General features: G+C 69.1%; 24 protein-coding genes. 18 read left to right on the top strand and 6 right to left on the bottom strand.

The window, feature by feature from the left end:
- The first annotated feature begins 97 nt into the window (after positions 1–97).
- The 7 genes from E1161_RS09835 (at position 98) to E1161_RS09805 (ending at position 6,158) form a co-directional block, all read left to right on the top strand.
- Complete coding sequence (locus tag E1161_RS09835) at positions 98–505, top strand: DUF1707 SHOCT-like domain-containing protein (RefSeq protein WP_132621842.1); 408 nt, start codon at positions 98–100, stop codon at positions 503–505.
- A gap of 78 nt (positions 506–583) precedes the next feature.
- On the top strand, positions 584–907 hold the full coding sequence (locus tag E1161_RS09830; RefSeq protein WP_132621840.1) for a DMT family transporter: 324 nt from the start codon (positions 584–586) through the stop codon (positions 905–907).
- A gap of 5 nt (positions 908–912) precedes the next feature.
- Positions 913–1,497 carry a TetR/AcrR family transcriptional regulator gene (locus E1161_RS09825; protein WP_235874921.1) on the top strand — a complete coding sequence of 195 codons (585 nt, stop codon included), beginning with the start codon at positions 913–915 and terminating at the stop codon, positions 1,495–1,497.
- A 378-nt stretch (positions 1,498–1,875) separates the two neighbouring features.
- A complete protein-coding gene (gene dnaK / locus E1161_RS09820; protein ID WP_132621836.1) occupies positions 1,876–3,744 on the top strand; it encodes a molecular chaperone DnaK in 1,869 nt (622 codons plus the stop codon).
- Between the two features lie 17 nt (positions 3,745–3,761).
- Positions 3,762–4,466 carry a nucleotide exchange factor GrpE gene (gene grpE, locus E1161_RS09815; RefSeq protein WP_132621984.1) on the top strand — a complete coding sequence of 235 codons (705 nt, stop codon included), beginning with the start codon at positions 3,762–3,764 and terminating at the stop codon, positions 4,464–4,466.
- Between the two features lie 25 nt (positions 4,467–4,491).
- Positions 4,492–5,685: a molecular chaperone DnaJ gene (dnaJ, locus tag E1161_RS09810; protein ID WP_132621834.1), complete on the top strand. Its 1,194-nt coding sequence runs from the start codon at positions 4,492–4,494 to the stop codon at positions 5,683–5,685.
- Between the two features lie 44 nt (positions 5,686–5,729).
- A complete protein-coding gene (locus E1161_RS09805; RefSeq protein WP_165939738.1) occupies positions 5,730–6,158 on the top strand; it encodes a heat shock protein transcriptional repressor HspR in 429 nt (142 codons plus the stop codon).
- Positions 6,159–6,262: 104 nt separating this feature from the next.
- On the opposite strand, the gene E1161_RS09800 is transcribed toward E1161_RS09805, so the two are convergent.
- Positions 6,263–7,366 carry an FAD-binding oxidoreductase gene (locus E1161_RS09800; RefSeq protein ID WP_132621980.1) on the bottom strand — a complete coding sequence of 368 codons (1,104 nt, stop codon included), beginning with the start codon at positions 7,364–7,366 and terminating at the stop codon, positions 6,263–6,265.
- A 288-nt stretch (positions 7,367–7,654) separates the two neighbouring features.
- Between E1161_RS09800 and E1161_RS09795 the strand changes: the two genes are divergently transcribed.
- The 5 genes from E1161_RS09795 to E1161_RS09775 all read left to right on the top strand — a co-directional run bounded on the left by E1161_RS09795 (position 7,655) and on the right by E1161_RS09775 (position 13,351).
- On the top strand, positions 7,655–8,434 hold the full coding sequence (locus E1161_RS09795; protein ID WP_132621832.1) for a pyridoxamine 5'-phosphate oxidase family protein: 780 nt from the start codon (positions 7,655–7,657) through the stop codon (positions 8,432–8,434).
- A 307-nt stretch (positions 8,435–8,741) separates the two neighbouring features.
- Positions 8,742–9,206 (top strand): MarR family winged helix-turn-helix transcriptional regulator, encoded by a 465-nt coding sequence (locus E1161_RS09790; protein WP_235874907.1) that lies wholly within the window; start codon positions 8,742–8,744, stop codon positions 9,204–9,206.
- A 158-nt stretch (positions 9,207–9,364) separates the two neighbouring features.
- Positions 9,365–9,856: a MarR family winged helix-turn-helix transcriptional regulator gene (locus tag E1161_RS09785; RefSeq protein ID WP_132621830.1), complete on the top strand. Its 492-nt coding sequence runs from the start codon at positions 9,365–9,367 to the stop codon at positions 9,854–9,856.
- Positions 9,853–12,363 carry an MFS transporter gene (locus tag E1161_RS09780; RefSeq protein ID WP_132621828.1) on the top strand — a complete coding sequence of 837 codons (2,511 nt, stop codon included), beginning with the start codon at positions 9,853–9,855 and terminating at the stop codon, positions 12,361–12,363. The genes E1161_RS09785 and E1161_RS09780 overlap by 4 nt, the downstream gene beginning before the upstream one ends.
- A gap of 121 nt (positions 12,364–12,484) precedes the next feature.
- Positions 12,485–13,351: a YceI family protein gene (locus tag E1161_RS09775; protein ID WP_132621826.1), complete on the top strand. Its 867-nt coding sequence runs from the start codon at positions 12,485–12,487 to the stop codon at positions 13,349–13,351.
- A 192-nt stretch (positions 13,352–13,543) separates the two neighbouring features.
- On the opposite strand, the gene E1161_RS09770 is transcribed toward E1161_RS09775, so the two are convergent.
- A complete protein-coding gene (locus E1161_RS09770) occupies positions 13,544–15,121 on the bottom strand; it encodes an alanine/glycine:cation symporter family protein (protein WP_132621824.1) in 1,578 nt (525 codons plus the stop codon).
- A 225-nt stretch (positions 15,122–15,346) separates the two neighbouring features.
- On the opposite strand from E1161_RS09770, the gene clpB reads away from it, so the two are divergent.
- Complete coding sequence (gene clpB / locus E1161_RS09765; protein WP_132621822.1) at positions 15,347–17,932, top strand: ATP-dependent chaperone ClpB; 2,586 nt, start codon at positions 15,347–15,349, stop codon at positions 17,930–17,932.
- A gap of 54 nt (positions 17,933–17,986) precedes the next feature.
- Here clpB and E1161_RS09760 read toward each other — a convergent pair whose 3' ends face one another.
- Complete coding sequence (locus E1161_RS09760) at positions 17,987–19,192, bottom strand: MFS transporter (RefSeq protein WP_132621820.1); 1,206 nt, start codon at positions 19,190–19,192, stop codon at positions 17,987–17,989.
- Between the two features lie 91 nt (positions 19,193–19,283).
- Between E1161_RS09760 and E1161_RS09755 the strand changes: the two genes are divergently transcribed.
- From E1161_RS09755 to E1161_RS09735, 5 genes are all read left to right on the top strand, one after another.
- Entirely contained in the window at positions 19,284–19,907 is a 624-nt protein-coding gene (locus E1161_RS09755) for a TetR/AcrR family transcriptional regulator (RefSeq protein ID WP_132621818.1), read from the top strand.
- A 115-nt stretch (positions 19,908–20,022) separates the two neighbouring features.
- Positions 20,023–20,715, top strand: a complete 693-nt coding sequence (locus E1161_RS09750; RefSeq protein ID WP_408011972.1) for a type III secretion system chaperone family protein — start codon at positions 20,023–20,025, stop codon at positions 20,713–20,715.
- A gap of 190 nt (positions 20,716–20,905) precedes the next feature.
- On the top strand, positions 20,906–21,679 hold the full coding sequence (locus E1161_RS09745) for an SDR family NAD(P)-dependent oxidoreductase (protein WP_132621816.1): 774 nt from the start codon (positions 20,906–20,908) through the stop codon (positions 21,677–21,679).
- Positions 21,680–21,697: 18 nt separating this feature from the next.
- Positions 21,698–22,240: an orotate phosphoribosyltransferase gene (pyrE, locus tag E1161_RS09740; protein WP_132621814.1), complete on the top strand. Its 543-nt coding sequence runs from the start codon at positions 21,698–21,700 to the stop codon at positions 22,238–22,240.
- A complete protein-coding gene (locus E1161_RS09735) occupies positions 22,237–22,881 on the top strand; it encodes a TrmH family RNA methyltransferase (protein WP_132621812.1) in 645 nt (214 codons plus the stop codon). The genes pyrE and E1161_RS09735 overlap by 4 nt, the downstream gene beginning before the upstream one ends.
- A gap of 78 nt (positions 22,882–22,959) precedes the next feature.
- On the opposite strand, the gene E1161_RS09730 is transcribed toward E1161_RS09735, so the two are convergent.
- The 3 genes from E1161_RS09730 to nagA form a co-directional block, all read right to left on the bottom strand.
- Positions 22,960–23,631 (bottom strand): DedA family protein, encoded by a 672-nt coding sequence (locus E1161_RS09730; RefSeq protein WP_132621810.1) that lies wholly within the window; start codon positions 23,629–23,631, stop codon positions 22,960–22,962.
- A gap of 79 nt (positions 23,632–23,710) precedes the next feature.
- Complete coding sequence (locus tag E1161_RS27555; RefSeq protein ID WP_207920160.1) at positions 23,711–23,956, bottom strand: hypothetical protein; 246 nt, start codon at positions 23,954–23,956, stop codon at positions 23,711–23,713.
- Positions 23,953–25,107: an N-acetylglucosamine-6-phosphate deacetylase gene (gene nagA, locus E1161_RS09725; RefSeq protein WP_132621808.1), complete on the bottom strand. Its 1,155-nt coding sequence runs from the start codon at positions 25,105–25,107 to the stop codon at positions 23,953–23,955. The genes E1161_RS27555 and nagA overlap by 4 nt, the downstream gene beginning before the upstream one ends.
- Positions 25,108–25,209 lie beyond the last annotated feature (102 nt).

Here is a 25,209-nt window from a genome sequence, read left to right as displayed (position 1 = left end):
CCGATCAAGGCAAACTGATGACTGATTGTGCGATTTTCGCCACGTGATTGATCGAGTAACCGTGGTCATCGATCAATCCGCACCTGGGGGTAGGGGCATGGTGGATCCGAACCGCGGAGGCATGCGGGCCTCCGACGCCGACCGGGAAGAGGTCGCCGCGCGGCTGCGCACCGCGCTCGACGAGGGCCGGCTGACCATCACCGAGTACGACGAGCGCCTGCAGAGCGCCTACGGCGCGACGACCTTCGGCGAGCTGGAACCGCTGACCAGGGACCTCCCGGTTCCCGAGCCCTCGGCCGAGGTCGTCGCGCGCGAGGAGCACGAGGAGAAGGTGTCCAAGGAGTGGCGGGACTGGGCAGGCGGGGCGGTCATCATGATCGCCATCTGGGGTGTGACCTCGGTTGCCTCCGGTGACCTGAAGTTCTTCTGGCCCGCCATCCCCCTCGTGATCTGGGCGGCGATCGCCGTGGCCATGACCATCGGCGGCCCCGGCAAGCGCGACTGATCCCGTTCGTTCCCGCGACCCGGGAACGCGCACGTTATAGAAGTTGGGCGATCGCCCATGTTGATTCGAGGAGGTCTCGTGGCGTACCTGCTGCTCGTGGTGGCGATCTGCAGCGAAGTGGTGGGCACGGTGTCGCTGAAGCTGTCGGAGGGATTCAGCAAGCCCGTCCCGTCGGTGGCGGTCGTGATTGGATATGCGGTCGCGTTCACCGCCATGAGCGCGGTGCTCAAGCTCGGGCTGCCCGTCGGCGTCGTCTACGCGATCTGGGCGGGAGCCGGAGTCGCGCTGGTCGCCGTCATCGGGGCGGTGTTCCTCGGTGAGTCGATCACCGCTGTGCAGGTCGCGGGCATCGCGCTCATCATCGGCGGGGTGGTGGCACTGGAACTGGGAGGCGCGCATTGACAGAGGTGACCGACGGGCGGCGGCTCAAGGGAGAACGCCGCCGTCGCGCGATCGTCGACGCGGCGCTGCGGGTCGTGGCCCGCGAGGGCGTCGGCGCGGTCAGCCACCGCAACGTCGCGCGCGAGGCAGGCGTCCCGCCCGCGTCGATCGCGTACTACTTCAACGGCATCGACGACCTGCTGGTCGCCAGTCTGCTCGACGGGTGCGAAGGGCTCGTCGAGCAGATCAACGCCGTCCGCGAGCAGGTCACCGACAACACCCAGTGGCCGCGGGCCATCGCCGAGCTGCTCGTCCGCATGATCATCGAGCAGCGCGAGCGCACCATCGGCGAGTACGAGCTCTACCTCCTCGCCGCACGCCGACCCGCCCTGCGCCCGGCCGCGCGCCGCTGGATCGAACTCGTCCGGGGCAACATCAACAACGGCGGGAGCGGCAGCGACCCGGTCATCAGCGCCTTCATCGCGGGCATCGACGGCCTGCTCATCCAGGCCCTCATCGCCGACCAACCCCCCGCGGTCGACGACCTCGAACCAGTCCTCCGCTTCCTCATGCACCCCCACGACTACCTCGGCACCTCCACCCCGACGTGACTTGGTCCCAGCGGCCGGGGTGCGGGGCGACCTGGTTCCAGTGGAAATCGGGAACCCGACTTCAGCGGAAGTTGGGGATCTGGTTCCAGTGGAGGAAGTCAGGGGCCTGGTTCCAGTGGAGGTCCGCGTCCTGATTCCCACTGGAATCGGGTTGCCGCCCGCTGGGGCGGGGTGCCTCGGTGTGTCGGGTGGGTCACCCGGTGGTGGTGTTCGGGGAACTGATCGGGCTGGTCAGGCGTTGGAGTGGCAGAAAGCTTGAGTGGCCCTTGCTCAACCCGTTGACGGTGCGCATGGGTAGTGGGTAAAACTTGAGCGAGAAAGGCTCAAGAGCCGCCAGACGGCCTTGGGCGGACTGGACTAGTACTGGAGGAACCAGCCATGGCGCGAGCGGTCGGCATCGACCTGGGGACGACCAACTCCGTCGTTTCCGTCCTGGAGGGCGGTGAACCGACGGTGATCGCCAACTCCGAGGGCTCGCGGACCACGCCGTCCATCGTGGCCTTCGCGAAGAACGGCGAGATCCTCACCGGTCAGCCTGCGAAGAACCAAGCGGTCACCAACGTTGACCGCACCATCCGGTCGGTCAAGCGCCACATGGGCGCCGACTGGAAGGTCGGCATCGACGACAAGGACTACACGCCGCAGGAGATCTCCGCGCGAGTCCTGATGAAGCTCAAGCGCGACGCCGAGGCGTACCTGGGCGAGGACGTGACCGACGCGGTCATCACCGTCCCCGCCTATTTCGAGGACGCCCAGCGCCAGGCCACCAAGGAAGCCGGTCAGATCGCCGGCCTCAACGTGCTGCGCATCGTCAACGAGCCGACCGCAGCCGCTCTGGCCTACGGCCTGGACAAGGGCGAGGCCGAGCAGACGATCCTGGTCTTCGACCTCGGTGGCGGCACCTTCGACGTCTCGCTGCTGGAGATCGGTGAGGGCGTCGTCGAGGTCCGCGCCACCTCCGGTGACAACCACCTCGGTGGTGACGACTGGGATGACCGGATCGTCGACTGGTTGGTCGAGAAGTTCAAGTCGTCCAACGGCATCGACCTGACCAAGGACCGCATGGCCATGCAGCGGATCAAGGAAGCCGCTGAGAAGGCCAAGATCGAGTTGTCCTCCTCGTCGACCGCGGGCATCAACCTGCCCTACATCACCGTCGACGGCGACAAGAACCCGCTGTTCCTGGACGAGACGCTGTCCCGCGCCGAGTTCCAGCGGATCACCTCCGACCTGCTCGAGCGCTGCCGCAAGCCGTTCGAGTCCGTCATCCGCGACGCGGGGATCAAGCTCTCCGAGATCGACCACGTCGTGCTCGTCGGTGGTTCCACCCGCATGCCGGCCGTGTCGGACCTGGTCAAGGACCTGACCGACGGTCGCGAGCCGAACAAGGGCGTCAACCCGGACGAGGTCGTCGCCGTCGGTGCCTCGCTGCAGGCCGGTGTGCTGCGCGGTGAGGTCAAGGACGTCCTGCTGCTCGACGTCACCCCGCTGTCCCTGGGCATCGAGACCAAGGGCGGCATCATGACCAAGCTGATCGAGCGCAACACCACGATCCCGACCAAGCGCTCCGAGACCTTCACGACCGCTGACGACAACCAGCCGTCGGTGCAGATCCAGGTCTTCCAGGGCGAGCGCGAGATCGCCGCGCACAACAAGAAGCTCGGCATGTTCGAGCTGACCGGCCTGCCGCCGGCGCCGCGCGGTGTCCCGCAGATCGAGGTCACCTTCGACATCGACGCCAACGGCATCGTGCACGTCTCCGCCAAGGACCTCGGCACCGGCAAGGAGCAGTCGATGACGATCACCGGCGGCTCGGCGCTGCCGAAGGAGGACATCGAGCGGATGGTCTCCGACGCCGAGGCCCACGCCGAGGAGGACAAGAAGCGTCGCGAGGAGGCCGAGGCCCGCAACCAGGCCGAGACGCTGGTCTACCAGACCGAGAAGGTCCTCAAGGAGAACGACGAGAAGCTGCCCGAGGAGACCAAGACCAAGGTCAAGGGCGCGATCGACGAGGTCAACGAGGCCCTGAAGGGCGAGGACGTCGACGCCATCTCCAGCGCCGTGGAGAAGCTGGCCACCGAGTCGCAGGCTCTCGGCCAGGCCCTCTACGCCGACGCCGGGCCCGCCGCCGCTGGCGACGCGGGTGCCGGTGACGCCACTGGTGAGGCCGGTGCCAGCTCCTCGGCCAAGGACGACGACGTGGTGGACGCCGAGATCGTCGACGACGAGGACGAGAAGAAGAAGTGACTTCGGACAGGCCCGAAATGTCGCGCAACGAAGGCGAGCAGCAGGAGCCGGTGGTCGTCCGGGATCGGCGTCGAATCGACCCCGAGACCGGCGAGCGCCGGACCCCTGCTCCGAGCGGAGACGAGGCTCAGGTGGCCGAAAGCATGTCCGGCACCCTCGACGAGAACGTGGGTCAGGCCGACGAGTCGGTCGACCAGCCCGTCGACGGTGCCTCGCCCGAGCAGGGCGGCGAGTCCACCGGCCTGCAGAAGCAGGTCGACGAGCTCACCGCCGACCTCAAGCGGGTCACCGCGGAGTACGCGAACTACCGCAAGCGGGTGGAACGCGACCGCGAATCGGTGATCGCCGCCGCGAAGGCGTCGGTGGCCGGCGACCTGCTGACCGTGCTCGACGACCTGGAGCGCGCCGAGGCGCACGGCGACCTCAACGGCGCGTTCAAGGCGGTGGCCGACAAGCTCATCGGCACGCTGAACTCCTCCGGTCTGGAGGCGTTCGGGGCCGAGGGCGACGAGTTCGACCCGTCGGTGCACGAGGCCGTCCAGCACACCACCTCGTCGGAGGTCTCCGGACCCACGGTCACGACCGTGATGCGCCGCGGTTACCGGTTCGGCGAGCGGGTGCTGCGGCCGGCGATGGTCGCGGTGACCGACTACGAGGCCGACGCGGAAACCGCGTCCGAGGCCGGTGCCGACCAGTCCGGCGAGTCCACCGAACAAGAGTGACCATGAGCGGGAGGAGGAGCGTCCGGTGAGTGCCAGGGAATGGCTCGACAAGGATTTCTACGCTGAACTGGGCGTCTCCTCCGATGCTTCATCCGAGGACATCAAGAAGGCTTACCGGAAGCTGGCTCGGGAGAACCACCCCGACGCCAACCCCGGCAACGCCCGGGCCGAGTCCAAGTTCAAGGCGGTCTCCGAGGCGTACGGGGTGCTGTCCGACCCCGACAAGCGCAAGCAGTACGACGAGGCCCGGCGGCTCTTCGGAGCCGGCGGGCTCGGTGGCGCGGGCGGTGGCTTCGGCGCTCCGGGTGGCTTCGGCGGTCCCGGCGGTGCCGGTGGCGGATTCGACCTCGGTGACCTCTTCGGTGCTCAGCAGGGGGCCGGTGGCCTGGGCGACCTGTTCGGCGGGTTGTTCGGCAACCGGCGACCCGGTGGTGGCGCGGGCCCGACCACGGCCAGCAGGCCGCGGCGCGGGGCCGACGTCGAGACCGAGGTGCGCATCGACTTCTACGAAGCGGTGCGCGGTGCCACGGTGCCGTTGAGGCTGTCGAGCCCGGCGACCTGCCAGACCTGCCGGGGCTCGGGGGCCAAGCCCGGAACCCGGCCGCGCGGCTGCTCCACCTGCGGTGGCGCAGGTCTGGTCACCCGCAACCAGGGCGCGTTCGCGTTCAGCGAGCCGTGCCCGGACTGCCGGGGACGCGGCCAGATCATCGACAGCCCGTGCGAGGACTGCGGCGGTGAGGGCATCAGCACTCGCACCCGGACGCTGACCGTGCGCATCCCGCCAGGGGTGGACGACGGGCAGCGGATCCGGCTGGCGGGGCAGGGCGAGCCCGGGCGACAAGGCGCCACCTCGGGCGATCTGTTCGTCGTGGTGCACGTCAACGGCGACAAGGTGTTCGGACGATCCGGTGATGACCTGACGATCTCGGTCCCGGTCACCTTCCCGGAACTCGCGCTGGGCACTACGTTGGCGGTGCCGACCCTGGACGGGAAGGTCACGTTGAAGGTTCCCGCCGGAACCAGCAGCGGACGGACCTTCCGGGTGCGTGGCAAGGGCGTGGGCAAGAAGGCCGGTGGCAACGGGGACCTCCTGGTGACGCTGCAGGTCGCGGTGCCGTCGAAGCTCGACGGCAAGGCGGCCGAAGCGCTCGCCGAGTACGCCGAGGCCACCGCCGAACACGACCCGCGCAGCGAGCTGAACGAGTTGCTCGGGAGGTGAGCATGGCCGGCCGCATGACGGGCCCCGGTGGGCTCGGTCCGGAGATGGGATTCGCGTTCCCGCCCGGTTCAAACGAGGACACCCCGATGTTCGTGATCTCGGTGGCGGCGCAGCTGTCCGGTCTGCACGCGCAGACGCTGCGCAGCTACGACCGGCTCGGACTCGTCTCGCCCGGACGCACCGCGGCAGGAGGCCGACGCTACTCGCTGCGCGACATCGCGCTGCTGCGCGAGGTGCAGCGGCTCTCCCAGGAGGAGGGCGTCAACCTGGCCGGTATCAAGCGCATCATCGATCTGGAGAACCAGGTCGACGCGCTGCAGGCCAAGGTCACCGAGCTCACCGAGGAGGTCGCGGCGGCCTACGCGGCGGCGGAATCGGCGGCGGCCCAGATCCACGCCTCCTACCGCCGGGACCTCGTCCCGTTGCGGCAGGAGACCGCGTTGGTCGTCTGGAAACCCAACCGCAAGCGGTAACCCCGTGAACGCGAAGGAGGGCGTCTCCCCTGGTGGGAGGCGCCCTCCTCGGCGTCGAGCACGGTTCAGAAGCCGGTTCGCTTCGCTGAGCAGGACGAGCGGACTCAGTCCAACGTGAACGGGTCGTAGCGGATGTGGTCGAGGGTGGTGCCCGCGACCAGCATCTTCGAGACCGTGGCGCGGATCATCGCCGGAGAACCGGAGACCAGCACGTCCCAGCCCTCCCAGGCGCCGTAGCGGGAGACGACGTCGGCGATCGTGCCGTGCTCGACACCGTCGAAGTTCGGGTCGTTCTCCAGCACGGCCGTGATCGTCAGCCACGGGTTGTGCATCGCGATGCGGCGGAGGTTCTCCAGGTCGTAGAGGTCGTCGCGGGTGCGTCCGCCGTAGAAGAGCTGCACGCGCGGGTTCTCGCCGTACTGGGCGAGGTCGTCGATGATCGCGCGCAGCGGCGTGACTCCGGTGCCGCCTGCGACCATCAGGACGTCCGGCGAGTTCCCCCGGTCGACCGTCAGCCGACCCATCGGCGAGCCGATCCGCCACTGGTCGCCGGGCTGCGCGTGGCCGACCACCGCACGGCTGACCCACCCGCCCTCGACGGAGCGGACGTGGAACTCCATCACGCCGTCGTCGCTGGGCGCGTTCGCCGGCGACAGGTACCGCCACATCCGGGGCCGCTGGGGGACCTCGACGCTGACGTACTGGCCGGGCAGGTAGGGCACCGGGTGGTCGGTCTGCACGCGGACCACGGCGAGGTCCCAGCTCAGCCGCTCGTGGTGCAGGACCTGGCCGGTGTACCAGGCGGGACCGTCGTCGGCGGCAGCCGCTTCGGTCATCGCCGAGGCCATGACCGTGTACGCCTCCGCCCAGGCGCGTTCGACCTGGTCGGTCCAGCTGTCACCGGCGTAGCGCTTGATGGCCGCCAACAGCGCGGTGCCGACCGCCTCGTAGTGCTGGGTGACGACACCGAACTTGCGGTGGTCGCGACCCAGCTGCTGCAGGAACGGCAGCAGCTCGTCGGGCTTGTCGACCATCTGGATGACGTGCACGAGCGCCCGAAGCAGGCGGCTGCGCTGCACCTCCATGTTGGCGGCGAACAGCTCGCGGGTGTGCGGCGCGATGCTGAACAAGGTGCCGTAGAAGAACTTCGCCACCTCGTCGGAGTGCGGTTCGACCACCGCGTAGCTCTCGCGGATGAGTCGAACCATCTTGCTCACACCGGAGTGGGACGGCTCGTGGTTCGGGGGCGGACCTGGACTCAGTACGGCGTTCGTCATCGTTTCGGGCGCAGTCTTCTCCACGTTGGCGGCAGGCACCTGGGGTGGGCGCAACCGCTACCTGCAAACGTCCCCCGACATCAGGGGCGACCCTAACCTCTGATCGGACGTACGTCTGCCTTGATGGCACTTTCGAGTGCTTTGCAACTACTTCACGTAGATAATCCATCAATCGGTCGGGGGAAAGCTAGTGGCCAACCTGTTACCGGACGGGTTGACATGACACTGTGGTCCGCCGTGACCCCCGATCACATCAACCCGGCCGGCGTGGCTCCCGCTGCCATGCTGGACCTGGAGCTGTCCGACAGCACAACACCCCCCGTCCCGATCCCCGCCCGATTATCCGAGCCGCAGCTCGCCGACCCGTTCCGGCAGGAATCCCCGACTCTGCCCGGATCGGCCGGTGAGCACCTGCTCCAGAGCGCCTACGGCACCGAGAAGCGGGCCCGCCGCTTCTACGACGACCAGGTCCTGGACAGGCTCAACGACGAGATGAAGGAGTTCATCGGGCGCATGGAGCTGGCCTTCGTGGCGACCTCCGACGCCCGAGGTGAGTGCGATTCCAGCCTGCGGGCAGGCCCGCCCGGCTTCCTCGAGGTCCTCGACGACCAGCACGTCTGCTACCCGGAGTACCGGGGCAACGGAGTGATGGCCAGCCTCGGCAACATCAGTGAGAACCCGCACGTCGGCATCCTCCTGGTGGACTTCGTCACCGACCTGATCGGCCTGCACGTCAACGGCAAGGCCCGCATCGTCGAGGACTCGGACCTGCGCGGCATCTACCCCGCGCTGCCCTCGGAGTTCGACCGGGGCCGCACGCCCGAGCGCTGGGTGGTGGTGCAGGTCGAGGAGGCCTACATCCACTGCCGCAAGCACATCCCCCGGATGATGCCCGTCCTGCGGGAACGCACCTGGGGCACCGACGACGTGAAGCGCAAGGGTGGCGACTACTTCAGCGCCAAGGGCATGCCCCGTCCCTGGCACGAGGTCTCCGCCTAAGCCTCCTGGTCGTGTTGCGTGGCGGTGCGGGTGGCGGAACTCCAGACGCCGTCTGGCTCGGTCCGGGACCTGAGTGTGGAGCGGACACGAAAGCGGGCTACGGCTGTCCCGCCAGACGACGTCTGAGAACTCGCGGTGCCGGCTGCTCAGGCGGGGCGCTGAGGAAGCGCCGTCAGCGCTCGCCTGGCGGTCGGTGACAGTCGTCGTCCGGTTGGGAATTCGGTTGACGAGTTCCCGGGCTGGTGCTCTGCGTTGCGGCCGTGCTCCCTAGAGTGGGGCGAAACGGTCGCAAGGTGCGGGGAGTGACGTGAGCGAGCAGGACGACGAGATCGCTGAGGACCCCGCGCGCCGCGAAGCGGCCGAGGAGATCGAACGCGAGCTGGTGATGATGTTCCGCAACGCGCGGAACCTCTCCACGCACGTCGCCGCGCTGGTGCACCCGGACCTGGACCCGGCCTCCTACACGATGTTGCTGATGGTGGCCAACGAAGGACCGCTGCGCGGCATGGACTTGGCCGACCGCACCGGCCTGGACAAGTCCACGGTCTCGCGGCAGATCGCCACCCTCGTCGATCTGGAGCTGCTGGAGCGCGCCCCCGACCCGGACGACGGCCGCGCCCGCCGCATCCAGCTCTCCGACCTGGGGCAGGAGCGCCTGGAGCGGGTGCGCGCCGAGCGCCGCAAGCACCTCCACGGCCAGTTCGCCAGCTGGAGCACGCAGGACCTCGCCGACCTCGCCCGGCTGCTCGGCAAGCTGAACCAGACCAGCTGATCTGACGGGCCCGCCAGCTCGGCTCCCGTGCGCTGAATCGTGCCCCATCGCGCAGAAGGCCCTGAATGGCCGGTGGTGCGAGTCACCCCCATTTCAGTTGCGTGCTGCAACCAAGTGGCCCTATTGTTGCCTAGAGCAACTAACAGGATGGGCTCGCGATGGGACCTACACCAGAGACCTGCGGTGAGCTGCTCCGCCCACTCCGCGCCTTGATGGACCTCAAGCAGGTCGCGCTGCAACGGGGGTTGCAGCTGTCCGACCAGGTCCCCTACGCCGCGGCGGGGCTGCTCACCGAGCTGGTGCACCGCGGCGAATGCCGGGTCTCCGACCTCGCTCACCACCGCATCGTCGATGCGTCCGTGGTGAGCCGGCAGGTGAACCAGCTCGAGCAGGCCGGACTGATCACACGCCGACCGGACCCAGTCGACCGCCGGGTCTCGCTGCTGCGGACCACCGATCTCGGCAACCGGGTCGTCACCGAGCTCGAGCGGAAGAAGGCGGAGTGGATCGGTGAGGCGCTGGTCGACTGGGAGGACGCGAAGGTCCGCGAACTGGCCCGGTTGCTCGGCGACGCGATGTCGGACATCCGCCGCCACACGATCGAAAGCGGAGATCACTCAGGCTCCGGGATGGGGGGACGAACTCGATGACCAGCTCGACGGAGACGGCGCCCAAGGTGTCGGCTCAACCGAGCGCGCCGCACGACTCGACCCAGGACCAGGCGATGTCGCACCGCCAGGTCCTGGAGGCCATGTCCGGCCTGATGTTGGCGCTGCTGGTCGCCATCCTCAGCTCGACCATCGTGTCCAATGCGCTGCCGAGGATCATCGCCGACCTGCACGGCACCCAAGGCCAGTACACCTGGGTCGTCACGGCGATGCTGCTGACCTCCACCGCCTCCACCCCGCTGTGGGGCAAGCTCTCCGACCTGTTCAGCAAGAAGCTGCTGTACCAGATCGCGATCACCATCTTCACCGTCGGCTCCGTGGCCGGTGGTTTCGCGCAGTCGATGGAGACCCTGATCGGTTTCCGCGCCCTGCAGGGCATCGGAATGGGCGGACTCCAGGCGCTGATCCAGGTCGTGATCGCCGCGATGGTCCCGCCGCGCGACCGCGGTCGCTACAGCGGCTACATCGGCGCCACCTTCGCCGTGGCGACCGTCAGCGGCCCGCTGGTCGGCGGCGTCATCGTGGACACCCCGTGGCTGGGATGGCGCTGGTGCTTCTGGGTCACCGTGCCGATCGCCGTCGTCGCCTTCATCGTGCTCGGCCGGGTGCTCAAGCTGCCGGTGATCAAGCGCGAGGCCAAGATCGACTGGTTCGGTGCGCTGTTCCTGGTCGGCGGCGTGTCGCTGCTGCTGATCTGGGTCTCGCTGGCAGGCAAGGACTTCGACTGGCTCTCGCCTGAGACCGGCTCCTTCGTCGGTGGCGGCATCCTCGCGCTGATCATCGCGCTGATCATCGAGTCCAAGCACAGCGAGCCGATCGTGCCGCTGAGGATGTTCCGCAACCCCACCGTCACGATGGCCACCATCGGCACCGTCGCGGTCGGCACCGCGATGTTCGGCGGCGCGGTGTTCCTGGGGCAGTACTTCCAGATCGCGCGCAGCTTCAGCCCGACCACCGCGGGCCTGATGACGCTGCCGATGGTCGGCGGTCTGTTCATCTCGTCCACGGTCAGCGGTCAGGTCATCTCCCGGTACACCGGCAGGACGAAACCGTTCCTCGTGGTCGGCTCGATCGTGATGATCATTGCGATGGGGCTACTGAGCACCGTCGATCATGAAACGAACCTGGTGCTGGTGGGGGTCCACCTCTTCCTGATGGGCACCGGAGTGGGCATGCTCATGCAGAACCTGGTGCTGGCGGTGCAGAACGCCACCAGCGCCAAGGACATGGGCTCGACGACCTCCGTCGTCACCTTCTTCCGCACCTTGGGAGGTTCGGCTGGTGTGTCGGTGCTAGGCGCGGTGCTGGCCACCCGCGTTCAGGACTACATCGTGGAAGGGCTGGCGAAGGTCCCCGGCGCGGCTGAGGCCGCGGCCTCCGGCGGCGGAACCGGATCGCTGGACGTGGGAAACCTGCCCGGGCCGATCCAGACCATCGTCCGCGCGGCGTACGGGGATGCCATCGGCGACATCTTCCTCATCTCGGCGTGCGTCTCCGTGGTCACCTTCCTCGCGGTGCTGTTCATCCGCGAGAAGCCGTTGCGGACCACGATCGAAAGCAACGAGGAAATGGAGACGGCTTCAGTGGCCGCACACGAAGAGGGCCGGAACAACGGCGCGCAGAGCAACTCCGCCCAGGCCAGCCCGTGGACCGAGCCGTCGATCCCGTCGTTCGCCTCCAACGGCGCGGCGCTGACCGGCGGCCACCACGTGGACGGCCAGGAGCACGCCCAGCAGCGGGTCGTGCACGGCGTCGTCCACGACTCGATCGGCACCCCGGTGTCCGGTGTGGTGCTGACCCTCACCGACGCCAACGGGCGCCAGGTGGAGCGGGCGCGCACCGACATCGACGGTGAGTTTCACTTCGCCGTCGACAACGGCGGCACCTACGTGCTGATCGCCTCCGGCGGCAGCTACCAGCCCACCGCCTCGATGGTGGTCGTGGCCGACCGACCGGTGCGGCACGACGTGCAGCTGCTCGGCGCCGGTGAGCTCAGCGGCCTGGTGCACGTCGGCGGTGTCGGCGTGGCGGGCGCGATGGTGGTGCTCACCGACGTGCGCGGCGAGGTCGTGGCCACCAACGCCACCGACGCCGACGGCGACTACGGCTTCTCCGACCTGGTCGGCGGTTCCTACGCGCTGACCGTCACCGCGGACGGATACCGTCCGGTGGCTAACCCGATCGTGGTCACCGATGGGGAGCGGGTGAGCCTCGACGTCGCCCTCCAGACCGGAGCGCAGCTGAGCGGCGTCATCCGGTCGGCCAACCTGGGCGTGCCGGTACCGGACGCGAGGGTGACGCTGCTCGACGATTCGGGCGCGGTGGTGGCCGCGGGCACCACCGACATCGACGGCAACTACCACTTCACCGACCTGCCCGACGGCGAGTACACGGTGATCGCCAGCGGTTATCCGCCGGTGGCCGGCTCGCTGCGGCTGACGGGCCAGGAGACGTCGCACGACGTCGACCTGGGCTATCCCGAAGGCTGACCGGTCGCAGCAGCACCACCCGGAGGTCACGGTCGTGCTGCGGCGGGCGGGATCGACTGGACGTCGGCCCGCCCGCCGAGCAAGATCATGATCGAGCTCTGCTTCAAAGGAGTGTTCTCAGATGGATTTCGGCCAACCGCAGGCCGCGTCCGCCAACGGCGAGACCGGTGCCGCCCGGGGGTCCGGGGCGGTGACGGCGTCGGTGTGCGGAAGCGACGGCTGGCCGGTGCCGGAGGCGGTGCTCACCGTCATCGACGGAAGCGGCACTCAGGTCGCACGGGCTCAAGGCGACGCGCAGGGCTCGGTGATGGCCTCCGGTCTCGCCGCGGGCGCCTACACCGCGATCGTCACCGCGATCGGCCACGAGCCGGTAGCTCGCACCACCCTGGTGCACGAGGGCGCGACCGCCAACCTCGGTGCCGTCGAGGTCCGCCGCATCGGCGGCTCCGACCTGCCCGCCCCCGGGCTGTGGCGGATCGACCCCGTGCACTCCTCCATCCAGGTCACCGCCAAGCACCTCGGCCTGAGCAGCATCCACGGCCGCTTCAACGAGTTCTCCGGCGAGGTGCGCATCGGCACCCCGATCGAGAAGTCGCTGGTGGAAGCCCGCATCAACGCAGACACCATCGACACCGGCAACAAGCTGCGCGACGACCACCTGCGCACCGAGGACTTCCTCGACGTCGCCGAGTACCCGGCGATCACCTTCCGCTCCACCGGGCTGCGCCCGCGCGGCGGCGACAAGTGGGACCTGGAGGGTGAGCTCACCATGCTCGGCGTGAGCAAACCGGTCATGCTGGACACCCGCTTCGACGGAGTCGGCCCCGACCAGTGGGGCGGCACCCGGGCCTCGGCCTCGGCGGTCGCGCAGCTGCGTCGCGACGACTTCGCGGTGCGGTTCCGCCAGTCGCTCAAGAGCGGCATCGCCACTGTCGGCACCACCCTGCGCGTGCAGATCGACGTCCAGGTGGTGCACGAGCAGGAATGAGACCAGGAGCGGTCTGCTGTGGCTGGCTCGGCCGCTCCTTAGGAAGAAGAAGCCGTGCGCACGTCGGGGGTGCGCACGGCTTCTTCATGCCTCAACCCCGATCACCGCCGATCGGTGACCGGGCACCGCGATCAACGCGGTGATCCGTGACCCGAGTTGCGCCGGTGTTCAGGGCAGGCGTCGGTCTTGCGTTCAGACGCCGGACTTCGAGTTGACCTTCCGAACCTCTCCGGAGCGGATCTTGGCCTTGTAGTCGGCCAGCTCCCGCTTGACCACCGGGATCATGATGTAGAGGCCGATGATGTTGAACAGGGCCAGCAGGAACAGCACCGCGTCGGTGAAGTCCATGACGCTGCTCAGGCTCAGCACCGAACCGACGACAACGAACAGGCAGAACACCACGTTGTAGATGTTGCGGCTCACCGAGGTGTTGCCGAACAGGAACAGCCACGCGCGCTGGCCGTAGTAGCCCCAGGTGATGATCGTCGAGACGGCGAAGAGCACGACCGCCACGGTCAGCACGTACGGGAACCAGGGCAGGACGCTGGCGAACGCCTCGGAGGTCACCGTGACGCCGTCCGGCTCCTCGCCGCCGGCCAGCACCGCCTTCTGCCCCTCGACCCACAGCTGCGGCTGCGCGATGACGATGGTCAGCGCGGTCATGGTGCAGATGATGACGGTGTCGATGAAGGGCTCCAGCAGCGCCACCAGGCCCTCGGTGGTGGGGTTCTTGGTGCGGACCGCGGAGTGCGCGATCGGCGCCGAGCCCAGGCCGGCCTCGTTGGAGAACGCCGCGCGCTGGAAACCGACGATCAGCACACCGATGAGACCGCCGAAACCGGCCTCCGGGGTGAACGCGCCCTGGATGATCGTGGCGACCGCGTCCGGCACAGCGGTGATGTTGACGCCGATGACCGTCAGCGAGGCCAGGACGTAGACGATGGCCATCGCCGGGACGAGCTTGCTGGTCACCGCGCCGATGGACTTGATGCCGCCGACCACGACCGAGCCGACGATGATCGCCAGGATGATGCCGAAGATCAGCGCGGCGCCGTCGGAGCCGAGCAGGCCCTCCTCGCCACCGGTGACGTCGCGCACCTGGGCGAAGGTCTGGTTGGCCTGGAACATGTTGCCGCCGCCGATGCCGAACAGCAGGATCATGATCGCCGACAGCACGGCGAGCACCTTGCCCAGGCCGCGTCCGAAGGCGTTGGGGATCTGCTCGGCGAGGCCCTTGCGCAGGTAGTGCATCGGACCGCCGTGAACGTTGCCGTCCGCGTCGATCTCGCGGTACTTCACCCCGAGGGTGCACTCGACGAACTTGGTCGCCATGCCGAGCAGACCGCAGAGGATCATCCAGAACGTCGCACCCGCGCCGCCGACGGTGACCGCGACACCGACGCCGGCGATGTTGCCCAGGCCGACGGTTCCCGACAGCGCTGAGGCCAGTGCTTGGAAGTGGTTGATCTCGCCGGGCTCTTCCTTGCTGGTGTACTTGCCGCGCACCAGGTCGACCGCGAGCTTGAAGTTCCGGATCTGCACGAAACCGAAGACCAGCGTGAACACCGTCGCGGCGATCACCAGCCAGGCGACGATCCACGGGAAGGTCACGCCGAAGACGGTGATCTCACCGAAAACGAATCCGGAGAAGGCCTCCGAGATCGGCGTGAAGACGTTGTTGATGGTGTCCTCGATGCCGGCGAGTGGGCCGGCATCAGCCGCAAGGACGAGTTCGCCGTCCGGCGGTGGTGTCCCCAAGGTGTAGGTCATGGCGCAATAGCAAAGCGAGCAAAACCGCTGAAAGCAAGCACTGTGCGTAACAATCTGCGGAAGGTTGGTCCGAATGGCCAGGCCCATGTTCACGCGGTGTGAAAAAAGAAAACTAGTGTGAAATCATGACTTGAGTGGAACGCGCTCAACTTTTGTTATGTTGGAAGTGTGAGTCTGGTGCCGACAGGCGGACCGACCAGGCACGGAACCGGCACGAGGTGAGTGATGGACGCGTTCAACCCGACGACGAAGACCCAACAGGCCATCTCCTCCGCGGTCCAGGCCGCCACCATGGCGGGGAACCCGGACGTGGGCCCCGCGCACGTGCTCGGGGCCCTGCTCGCGCAAGGTGACGGGCTGACCGCACCGCTGCTGACCGCCGTCGGGGCGGACGTCGCCGACGTGCGGCGCGAGCTCGACTCGCTGACGAACTCACTGCCCGCCGCCACCGGCAGCACCGTCGGCGCCCCGCAGCTGTCGGGCGAAGCCGTCAAGGCGCTCACCCGCGCGCAACACCTGGCCACCGAGATGGGCGATCAGTACGTCTCCACCGAGCACCTGCTCGTCGGGCTGGCAGCCGAGGGCGGCAGCGTCGCCGACCTGCTGCGCAAGCACGGAGCCACGCCCGACGCCCTGCGGGAGGCCTTCGCCAACGTGCGCGGCTCGGCCCGCGTGACCAGCCCCGATCCCGAAGGCACCTACCAAGCGCTGGAGAAGTACGGCCAGGACCTCACCGAGCGCGCCCGCGCAGGCGAGCTCGACCCGGTCATCGGCCGCGACGCCGAGATCCGTCGCGTCGTGCAGGTGCTGTCCCGGCGGACCAAGAACAACCCGGTGCTCATCGGTGAGCCCGGTGTCGGCAAGACCGCCATCGTCGAGGGCCTCGCGCAGCGGGTCGTCGCAGGTGACGTGCCCGAATCGCTGCGCGGCAAGCGGGTCATCTCGCTCGACCTCGGTTCGATGGTGGCCGGCGCGAAGTACCGGGGCGAGTTCGAGGAACGGCTCAAGGCCGTGCTGAAGGAGATCACCGAATCAGCCGGTCAGGTGATCACCTTCATCGACGAGCTGCACACCATCGTCGGCGCTGGTGCCTCCGGTGATGGTTCGATGGACGCGGGCAACATGATCAAACCCATGCTGGCGCGCGGCGAGCTGCGCATGGTCGGCGCGACCACGCTCGACGAGTACCGCGAGCGCATCGAGACCGACGCCGCGCTGGAACGCCGATTCCAGCAGGTGCTGGTCGGCGAACCGAGCCCCGAGGACGCCGTGGCGATCCTGCGCGGGCTCAAGGAGCGCTACGAGGTCCACCACGGCGTCAGGATCACCGACGGGGCCCTGGTGGCCGCAGCGACGCTGTCCGACCGCTACATCACCGCCCGCTTCCTGCCGGACAAGGCCATCGACCTGGTCGACGAGGCCGCCTCCCGGCTGCGCATGGAGATCGACTCGCGTCCGGTGGAGATCGACGAGGTCGAGCGGGCCGTGCGCCGGCTGGAGATCGAGGAGATGGCGCTGGCCAAGGAGTCCGACCCGGCCTCGGTCGAACGCCTCGCGGCGCTGCGCGCCGAGCTCGCCGACCGGCGCGAGAAGCTCTCCGAGCTCACCGCGCGCTGGCAGCAGGAGAAGGAGTCCATCGACAAGGTCCGCGACCTCAAGACCCAGCTGGAACAGCTGCGCGGGGAGTCCGAGCGCGCCGAGCGCGACGGCGACCTCGGCAAGGCCGCAGAACTCCGCTACGGGCGAATCCCCGCGCTGGAGAAAGAACTCGACACGGCCACCCACGCGCAGACCGAGCGCAAGGCGATGCTGCAGGAGGAGGTCACCGCTGACGACGTCGCGGACGTCGTCAGCGCCTGGACCGGCATCCCCGCGGGGCGCCTGATGGAGGGCGAGACCACCAAGCTGCTGCGGATGGAGGACGCCCTCGGCGCCCACGTCGTCGGTCAGGCGGAAGCGGTGCGCGCGGTCGCCGACGCGGTCCGGCGCACCCGCGCCGGTGTCGCCGACCCGGACCGGCCGACCGGCTCGTTCCTGTTCCTGGGCCCGACCGGGGTCGGCAAGACCGAGCTGGCCAAGGCGCTCGCCGGGTTCCTGTTCGACGACGAGCGGTCGATGATCCGCATCGACATGAGCGAGTACTCCGAGAAGCACTCGGTGTCCCGCCTGGTCGGTGCCCCGCCCGGCTACGTCGGCCACGACCAGGGCGGTCAGCTCACCGAATCGGTCCGCCGCAGGCCCTACTCGGTGGTGCTGTTCGACGAGGTCGAGAAAGCACACTCCGACGTCTTCGACGTGCTGCTGCAGGTCCTCGACGACGGGCGGCTCACCGACGGGCAGGGCCGCACGGTCGACTTCCGCAACACGATCCTGGTGCTGACCTCCAACCTCGGGTCGCAGGCCATCGCCGATCCCAACCTCGGCGAGCGGGACCGAGACGAGGCCGTGATGTCGGTGGTGCGCGGGCACTTCAAGCCCGAATTCCTCAACCGGCTCGACGACGTCGTGGTGTTCCACCAGCTCAACACCGAGGAGCTCACGTCCATCGTGGACATCCAAGTGGACCGGCTGGCCAAGCGGCTCGCGCAGCGCCGGCTGGCCCTCGACGTGCAACCGGCGGCGCGGGACTGGCTGGCGCTCAACGGTTTCGACCCGGTCTACGGCGCTCGCCCGCTGCGCCGCCTGGTGCAGTCGGCCATCGGCGACCAGCTGGCCCGCAAGCTCCTCGCGGGCGACATCCGCGAAGGCGACAAGGTCCGCATCGACGTCACCGACGACAACGAAGCCCTTGCCGTCGAACCCGCGGAGTGACCCCGCTCCCCGGGCGGCCTCGAACCTCGCGCGGAGTTCTGAGGCCGCCCGGGGTCAGCGGCGGAGCGTGGAGAGGGCGGCGATCGCGGCGAACGAGGAGGCCGCTGCGGTGAAGACCAGGGTGGCCGTCGTCAGGTCCGTGATGGTGCTGATGTAGCCGAGCACTACGGCCGGGACCGTGGCCGAGAGGTAGGCGACGACGTAGATCATCGCCGCCGTGCCCGCGCGCTGGTGCGGGGCCGCCAAGCCGGTGAGCATCCGGAAGGCGCCCATGAACATCAGCCCCCAACCGACACCGAGCACGGCGGTGGCCACGAAGAACAGGAACGCGTGCTGGGACAGGACCGCGGCAGCGACCCCGGCCATCGCGGTGATCATCAGCACCGCTCCGGCGCGCACCGCGCGCTCGGCGGGCCAGCGCGCCAGCAGCAGCTGAGTGAGGCCGCCGAAGCCGGCCAGCACCGCCACGGGGAGCCCGCTGATCAGGTTCGGGAGGTCGTGCACCATGCCCTTGGCCACCGACGGGGCCAGCGACATGAACATCCCGCCGACGATCCACGAGGCCAGCACCATGGTCGACATCAGCGCGAACCGAGCGCTCTGGCCCGCCGGGACGACCGGCCTGCGCGGGCGCAGCGCCTCACCGAACGAGCTGTTCTTCGCCACCGTTTCCGGCATCGCGAGCACGACCGGGATCGCCACCGCGAAACCGGTCGCGAGCAGCAGGTAGCTGGTCAGCGTCGGTCCGGGGGCGAACTGCACGAGGATTCCCGACAGCAGCGACCCGCCCGCCATGCCCAGCGCCGCCGCGACCCCGTTGACCAACGAGCCCTGGCTGGACCCGGGGCGTTGGAAGTCCAGCAGCGCACCGCTGATCGCGCTCGTCGCAGCGCCCGTGGCCAGCCCCTGCAGCACGCGGCCGGCGAACAGCCCGCCGACGCCGCTGGCCAGCGCGAGCACCAGCACAGCGGCGATCTCGACCACCAGCGCGCCGATCAGCACCGGGCGTCGTCCGACGTGGTCCGACAGCGACCCGCACAGCAGCAGCGCCACCAGGATCGCCACCGCGTAGGAGGCGAAGACCTCCGTCAGGACGGTGTTGGTGAACCCCCACCGCTGCTGGTAGATCGAGTACATCGGGGACGGGGCGGTGGAGGCCATCAGGAACAGGGCGTAGATCCCGCCGATGAACCAGAACGAGCCGGAACGCGACAACCCGCGCTCGCTCGCGGGGCCGGGGCGTGCCAGTTCGGTGGTCATGGATTTCCTCTGCGGTCGGAGTTCGGGAGGTCCGGACAACGACAACCTCTTAGCGGAACGAACCATTCCGCGCGGGCGTAGCCTTGTGTCCATGGCCACAGCAACGACCGCTCGGCACGACGACGCCGTGATCCGAGCCGCCCGGGAGGTCTTCGCCGAGCACGGGATGGCCGCTCCGATGGCCGAGGTCGCCAAGCGCGCCGGGGTCGGCGTGGCCAGCATCTACCGCCGCTACCCGAGCAAGTCCGAGCTCGTCGAGCAGGTGCGCATCGCGGCGTTCCGCCTGGTCATCGATGAAGCCGAGGCCGCGCGCGCCGAGGAGGGAGATCCCTGGCGGGCGCTGAGCCGCTTCATGCACCGCTGCCTGCGGGAGGGCTCGGGCATCGGGACCGCGCTGCCGCAGCTGGAGGAGCGGCACACCTCCTCGGTCGAGTTCCGCGACCTCCAGGAGCGGGTCGCCGAGGTGATCGAGGCGCTGGTCGACGACGCCAAGCGGGCCGGTGAGCTCCGGGCCGATGTCGACGGGACCGACGTCCTGCTGCTGTTCAAGCACCTCAACCCGTCGCTGCCGACCACCGAGTCGCGCCGCGCCGAACTCCGCGCCCGCTACCTCGGCCTGGTCCTGGGGGGCCTTCGCGCCGGCGGCGCCGCCCTGCGCGGCCCCGCGCCCGACACTGCCGAGTGGCGAGCCCTCTGCGACGACCGCGCCGGGTGAGCCTCCCGGAGCGCGGTTTTCGCACGTCAAGATCAGCCGAATGAGCGGTTCGAATTCCGATGCCCAGGTGATCTTCGAGTTCCGCGATGTTCGGACTACCCTGCCCGGTGTGGGCATACCTGCGTGGCTCTGGTTCCTCGTCGCCGTCGTCGCGATCGTCGCCGGCGTCGCGCTGCTGATCTCCGACCGATCGCAGCGCACCTCCAACAACCGGGAGCGGCGTCGCTGGGCGGCGCTGCGCGGTTGGCAGTTCGCCGAAGTGGACCGCGTCCTGCCGACGCGGTGGGAGCGCGGCGTGCTCGCCCAGTACGGCGCGACGACCGCGATGGACGTGGTGGCGGGCTCGACGTTCACCGCGAACGGCCGTCGTCAGGTCTACGTGCTGGACCTGGAAACCGGGGGGAAGAACGTCGCCGTCCTGGTGGGCGTCCGCTGCCGCCGCACGACCCCGGCGACCATCGAGCTGTGGCTGCCGGACGTGCCGGTGCCCCAGGACTCCGGGCTGGACCTGCTGGGCCCGGTCGGCTCGCGCTACGCCTTCGTCACCGAGGTCGCCTCGGCCCGCCCGCTGGTCACCGCCGACCTGGTCGAGGCCACCGAGGAGATCGGCCAGGACGTCACCGTGGTCTGGCTGGAGAACGACTGGGTGCTCGCCGCGATGCACCCCGCCGACGTCGACCCGGCACGCCTGGAGCGCCTGCTGCGCGATCTCGGCGACCTCGCCGACCTGGTCGACCCGTTCGACAGCGACCCCAACGGCACGTCGGCCGGGACCGAGGTGGAAGAGCCCTCGGAGCACATCCAGTAGGCCAAGAGGCGTATCCGTTCTGAGGTTGTTCTTCCCGCCGAAGCGGACGTGGTGCATCGGCGGCACGAGTCGGCGCGCCCGGAGCAGGAGGGCCGAGAGCTTTCCCGTTGGGCCCTGCGGCCACCCGCACCGCGCGCGAGGCAGGACGACCGCAGCACCGCCCTCATCTCGAGGCGGGTAGGTTCGGCACATGCCTACCGCACTCGTCACCGGTGCCACCGCGGGTATCGGCCGCACCTACGCCCGTCGGCTGGCCGCTGAGGGTCACGACATGGTCCTGGTCGCGCGCGACACCGAGCGTCTCGAAGAGCTCGCCGACCGGCTCAAGACCAGGCACAACGTGGCGGTCGAGATCCTCCCGGCGGACCTGTCCGACGCCGCGCAGCGGGCGGAGGTCGCCGAGCGCCTCGGCGACGCGACGAGGCCGGTGGACGTGCTGGTCAACAACGCCGGGTTCGGCACCGGCGGAGCTTTTTGGGACCTCGCGCCCGAGGTGCTGCGGCAGCAGCTGGACGTCAACGTCGCGGCGGTGCTGGAGCTGACCCACGCGGCCGTGCGGACGATGCGCGAGCGCGGGCGCGGCGACGTGATCAACGTGGGCAGCGTGGCCGGGTTCTTCACCGTTTCCGGCTCCACCTACGCCGCCACCAAGGCCTACGTGATCGCCTTCTCCGAGGGTCTGGCGACCTCCCTGGCGGGCACCGGGGTGCGGGTCATGGTGCTGTGCCCCGGATTCACCCGGACCGAGTTCCACGAGCGCGCCGGTCTGGAGATGAGCAAGCTCCCGCGCGCCTTCTGGCTGCAGGCCGACCAGGTCGTGCACGAGTCGCTGGCCGACCTCCGCGCGGGCAAGGCGGTGTCGATCCCGGGCGCCCAGTACAAGGCGCTGGTCGCCATCGGTCGGCTGATCCCGAAGAAGCTGCAGCGCATGGTGGTCACCCGCACCGTTCCCGGCCGGACCTGAGAACTATCCTCGGGTCTCGTGGTGAACGAGAAGCAGCGCTCCGAACTGGCCCGTCTGGTCAAAGAGCTCGCGGTGGTGCACGGCAAGGTGACGTTGTCCTCCGGCAAGGAGGCCGACTACTACGTGGACCTGCGCCGGGCGACCCTCCAGCACCAGGCGGCCCCGCTGATCGGGAGTCTGCTGCGGCAGATCACCGCTGACTGGGACTACACCGCCGTCGGCGGGCTCACCCTGGGCGCCGACCCGGTCGCCGCGGCGATGATGCACGCCGATGGTCCCGGGCTGGACAGCTTCGTGGTGCGCAAGTCCGCGAAGGCCCACGGCATGCAGCGCCAGATCGAGGGACCGGACATCACCGGCAGGCGGGTGCTGGCCGTGGAGGACACCTCGACCACCGGCGGCAGCGTGCTCACCGCCGTCGAGGCGCTGCGCGAAGCGGGCGCCGAGGTGGTCGGCGTGGCGACCGTCGTCGACCGCGACACCGGGGCTCGCGAGTCCATCGAGGAAGCGGGACTGCCCTACCGCACGTTGCTGGGGCTGTCCGACCTCGGACTGGCGTGAGCGAGGACGTCGGGCCCACCGAGTGGGGGACCAGCGTCGGCGTGGGCCCGTGGGAGGGTTCCTGGCCGGACGACGAGCGCTACGACCCGGAGCTGCTGGAGCACGGTGACCGGCGCAACGTCGTCGACCACTACCGGTACTGGAAGCGGGAGGCGATCGTCGCCGACCTGGACCAGCGGCGGCACGACTTCCACGTGGCCATCGAGAACTTCCAGCACGACCACAACATCGGCACCGTGGTGCGCACCGCCAACGCGTTCCTGGCGGAGGCGGTGCACATCGTGGGTCGTCGCCGCTGGAACCGGCGCGGCGCGATGGTCACCGACCGGTACCAGCACGTCCACCACCACCCGGACGTCGAGTCGCTGACCGAGTGGGCGCGGGAAGCGGACCTGGCGGTCGTGGCGGTGGACAACACGCCGGGCGCGATCCCGGTGGAGCGCGCGGAGCTGCCGCGCCGTTGCGTGCTGCTGTTCGGTCAGGAGGGGCCCGGTCTGCACGAGGAGTCCCGCCGCGAGGCCGACCTGGTGGTCTCCATCGCGCAGTTCGGTTCCACCCGATCGATCAACGCCGGAGTCGCCGCGGGAATCGTCATGCACACCTGGGTGCAGCAGCACGCCGACCTCGGCTTGGCGTGGTGAGGACTCCGGGCAGAACCGCCCCTTGATGCGGGAGAAGAGCCGGACCCGAACGGTCCGGCTCTTCTCCCGAGGGTTCCGTCAGGCCGCTTCGCGGGCCTTCTCGCGGCGTCCCTTGATGTACTCGACGATGATCGGCACGATCGAGATCACGACGATGACGAGGGCCATGGCCTCGATGTTGTTCCGGATCCACGGGATGTTGCCCAGGAAGAACCCGAGCAGCGTCATGCTCAGGGTCCAGGCCACACCGCCGATGGCCGAGTAGCTGAAGAACTTCTTCTGGTCCATCTGGCCGATGCCGGCCACCGCTGTGATGAACGTGCGGACGATCGGCACGAAGCGCGCCAGGATGATCGCGCGGGCCCCGTACTTCTCGAAGAACGCGTGCGTCTTGTCGACGTGCTCGCGCTTGAACAGCTTCGAGTCGGGCTTGTTGAACATCGCCGGGCCGACCTTGCGCCCGATCCAGTACCCGGTCACGTTCCCGACGAAGGCGCACACCGCGAGGAGCACGCAGACCAGCCAGATCGGCGTGTTGATCGCGCCGATGGCGACGAACATGCCGGTCACGAACAGCAGCGAGTCACCCGGCAGGAAGAAGCCGATGAGCAGACCGCATTCGGCGAAGATGATCAGGCAGACGCCGATCAGCGCGAACGGGCCGAGACCAGAGACGATGTTCTCCGGATTCAGCCAATCCGGAAGCAGAGCGAGCGCGGGTTGTGCCGCGGCGGCGAATTCGGACGTCACGCTTGCCAACGGTACCGTGACGCCGCTTCGCCCGATTTTCGGGAGAGCCGAGGGACATCAACGCAGCGCACACCCCCGATCACCCGTTGGGGTAACGGGTTGTGGCATCCGCAGCGAGCAATCCGGACAGGAGTCCCAGAACGATCACGAGGAGCCGCACGCCCGTGGGACCGGGTCGCAGCGTGCGCTGCGACGGGGTGGGACGGCTGCTCGCTCGCGCCGGCAACGCGGCGGACAGCGTGTCCTCGGTTTCCCGGCTGTCCATCCCCCGACCGCAACCAGCCGCCCGGCCGAACGGCCGCAGATCGGCGATGCGCCAGGTCACGCGGGTTCCGCAAGCCACCGGCCGCCGTGCATGACGCCCTGCAGGTCCAGGTCCTCACCGAGCACGACCATGTTCGCGTCCGCTCCCGGACGGATCTCGCCCACGTCGGCCAGCCCCAACCGCCGCGCCGGGTTCGTCGAGGTGGCCGCGACCGCGGCCGGTATGGACAGCCCGCAGCTGCGCACCAGGTTGCGGAACGCGGCGTCCATGGTCAGCGTGCTGCCGGCCAGCGAGCCGTCGGCCAGCCGGGGCTCGCCGTCGACGACCGCCACCGGCAGCGCGCCCAGTTCGTAGGTGCCGTCACCGGCGCCGGTGGCGCTGATGGCGTCGGTGACCAGGATCGTCCGGTCGGTTCCCGCGTGGGTGGCGGCCAGCCGGGCGACGGTCGGGTGCAGGTGCACCAGGTCGCAGATCAGCTCGACGCTGACCCGCTCGTCGTCCAGCAGCGCCCCTACCGGTCCGGGCTCGCGGTGGTGCAGCGGACGCATGCCGTTGAACAGGTGCGTCGCCACGGTCGCTCCGGCGTCCACGGCCTCCAGCACCTCGTCGGCGACCGCGTCGGTGTGCCCGACGGCGGCGATCGCACCGCCGTCGACCAGCTGCCGGACCGCGTCCCGCGAGCCGGGCAGCTCGGGAGCGAGGGTGACCATCCGGACCGTGCCGCGGCCAGCGTCGAGCAGCTGGCGGACGTCGTCGGCCTCCGGCGCGCGCAGCGCCTCCGGAGCGTGCGCGCCGCAACGGGCGTGCGAGAGGAACGGTCCTTCCAGGTGAACACCGGCCAGCAGACCGTCGGCGGTCAGCTCGGCCAGCGTGCCGATCTGCTTGACCAGCTCCGGGAGCGGCGCGGACACCAAGCTCGCCAGCATCGTTGTGGTGCCGTGCGCGCGGTGGTGGGCCACCGCGGTCTCGGTCTGCTCGGGTTCGAGTGAGGTGAACGAACCGCCACCACCGCCGTGGCAGTGGATGTCCACGAAGCCTGGCACCAGCCAGCGCCCGGACAGCTCGATCGCCGGGCCCTGGGGGACCGCGCCGTCACCGACGGCGGCGATCTTGCCTGCGGACACCCGCACCCAGCCCGGTTGCGCGATTCCGCCCGGGGTGACGACCCGCGCGCCGGTGAGGATCAGTTCGGCAGTGTTCACAACGACGATCCTCCGCCAAACGCGAGCAGTGGTCTACACCAAAACCGGTGTTCTACGGCTCAGCCGAACCGAACCCACCGAAGCGGTCACGGACGGTGAGACCGGGGGAAT

The sequence above is a fragment of the Saccharopolyspora aridisoli genome, from assembly GCF_004348445.1.
In the GTDB taxonomy this organism is placed as follows: Bacteria; Actinomycetota; Actinomycetes; order Mycobacteriales; family Pseudonocardiaceae; genus Saccharopolyspora; species Saccharopolyspora aridisoli.
Note: the sequence above shows the minus strand (reverse complement) of the source record. Positions and strands in the feature narration are given on the sequence as shown.

What these genes read in the sequence shown, in the direction of transcription:
- E1161_RS09835 (WP_132621842.1), top strand. Translation starts at nt 98, where the DNA reads ATGGTGGATCCGAACCGCGGAGGCATGCGGGCCTCCGACGCCGACCGG.
- dnaK (WP_132621836.1), top strand. Translation starts at nt 1,876, where the DNA reads ATGGCGCGAGCGGTCGGCATCGACCTGGGGACGACCAACTCCGTCGTT.
- grpE (WP_132621984.1), top strand. Translation starts at nt 3,762, where the DNA reads ATGTCGCGCAACGAAGGCGAGCAGCAGGAGCCGGTGGTCGTCCGGGAT.
- E1161_RS09805 (WP_165939738.1), top strand. Translation starts at nt 5,730, where the DNA reads ATGGGATTCGCGTTCCCGCCCGGTTCAAACGAGGACACCCCGATGTTC.
- E1161_RS09800 (WP_132621980.1), bottom strand. Translation starts at nt 7,366, where the DNA reads ATGGTTCGACTCATCCGCGAGAGCTACGCGGTGGTCGAACCGCACTCC.
- E1161_RS09795 (WP_132621832.1), top strand. Translation starts at nt 7,655, where the DNA reads ATGACACTGTGGTCCGCCGTGACCCCCGATCACATCAACCCGGCCGGC.
- E1161_RS09785 (WP_132621830.1), top strand. Translation starts at nt 9,365, where the DNA reads ATGGGACCTACACCAGAGACCTGCGGTGAGCTGCTCCGCCCACTCCGC.
- E1161_RS09780 (WP_132621828.1), top strand. Translation starts at nt 9,853, where the DNA reads ATGACCAGCTCGACGGAGACGGCGCCCAAGGTGTCGGCTCAACCGAGC.
- E1161_RS09775 (WP_132621826.1), top strand. Translation starts at nt 12,485, where the DNA reads ATGGATTTCGGCCAACCGCAGGCCGCGTCCGCCAACGGCGAGACCGGT.
- E1161_RS09770 (WP_132621824.1), bottom strand. Translation starts at nt 15,121, where the DNA reads ATGACCTACACCTTGGGGACACCACCGCCGGACGGCGAACTCGTCCTT.
- clpB (WP_132621822.1), top strand. Translation starts at nt 15,347, where the DNA reads ATGGACGCGTTCAACCCGACGACGAAGACCCAACAGGCCATCTCCTCC.
- E1161_RS09760 (WP_132621820.1), bottom strand. Translation starts at nt 19,192, where the DNA reads ATGACCACCGAACTGGCACGCCCCGGCCCCGCGAGCGAGCGCGGGTTG.
- E1161_RS09755 (WP_132621818.1), top strand. Translation starts at nt 19,284, where the DNA reads ATGGCCACAGCAACGACCGCTCGGCACGACGACGCCGTGATCCGAGCC.
- E1161_RS09745 (WP_132621816.1), top strand. Translation starts at nt 20,906, where the DNA reads ATGCCTACCGCACTCGTCACCGGTGCCACCGCGGGTATCGGCCGCACC.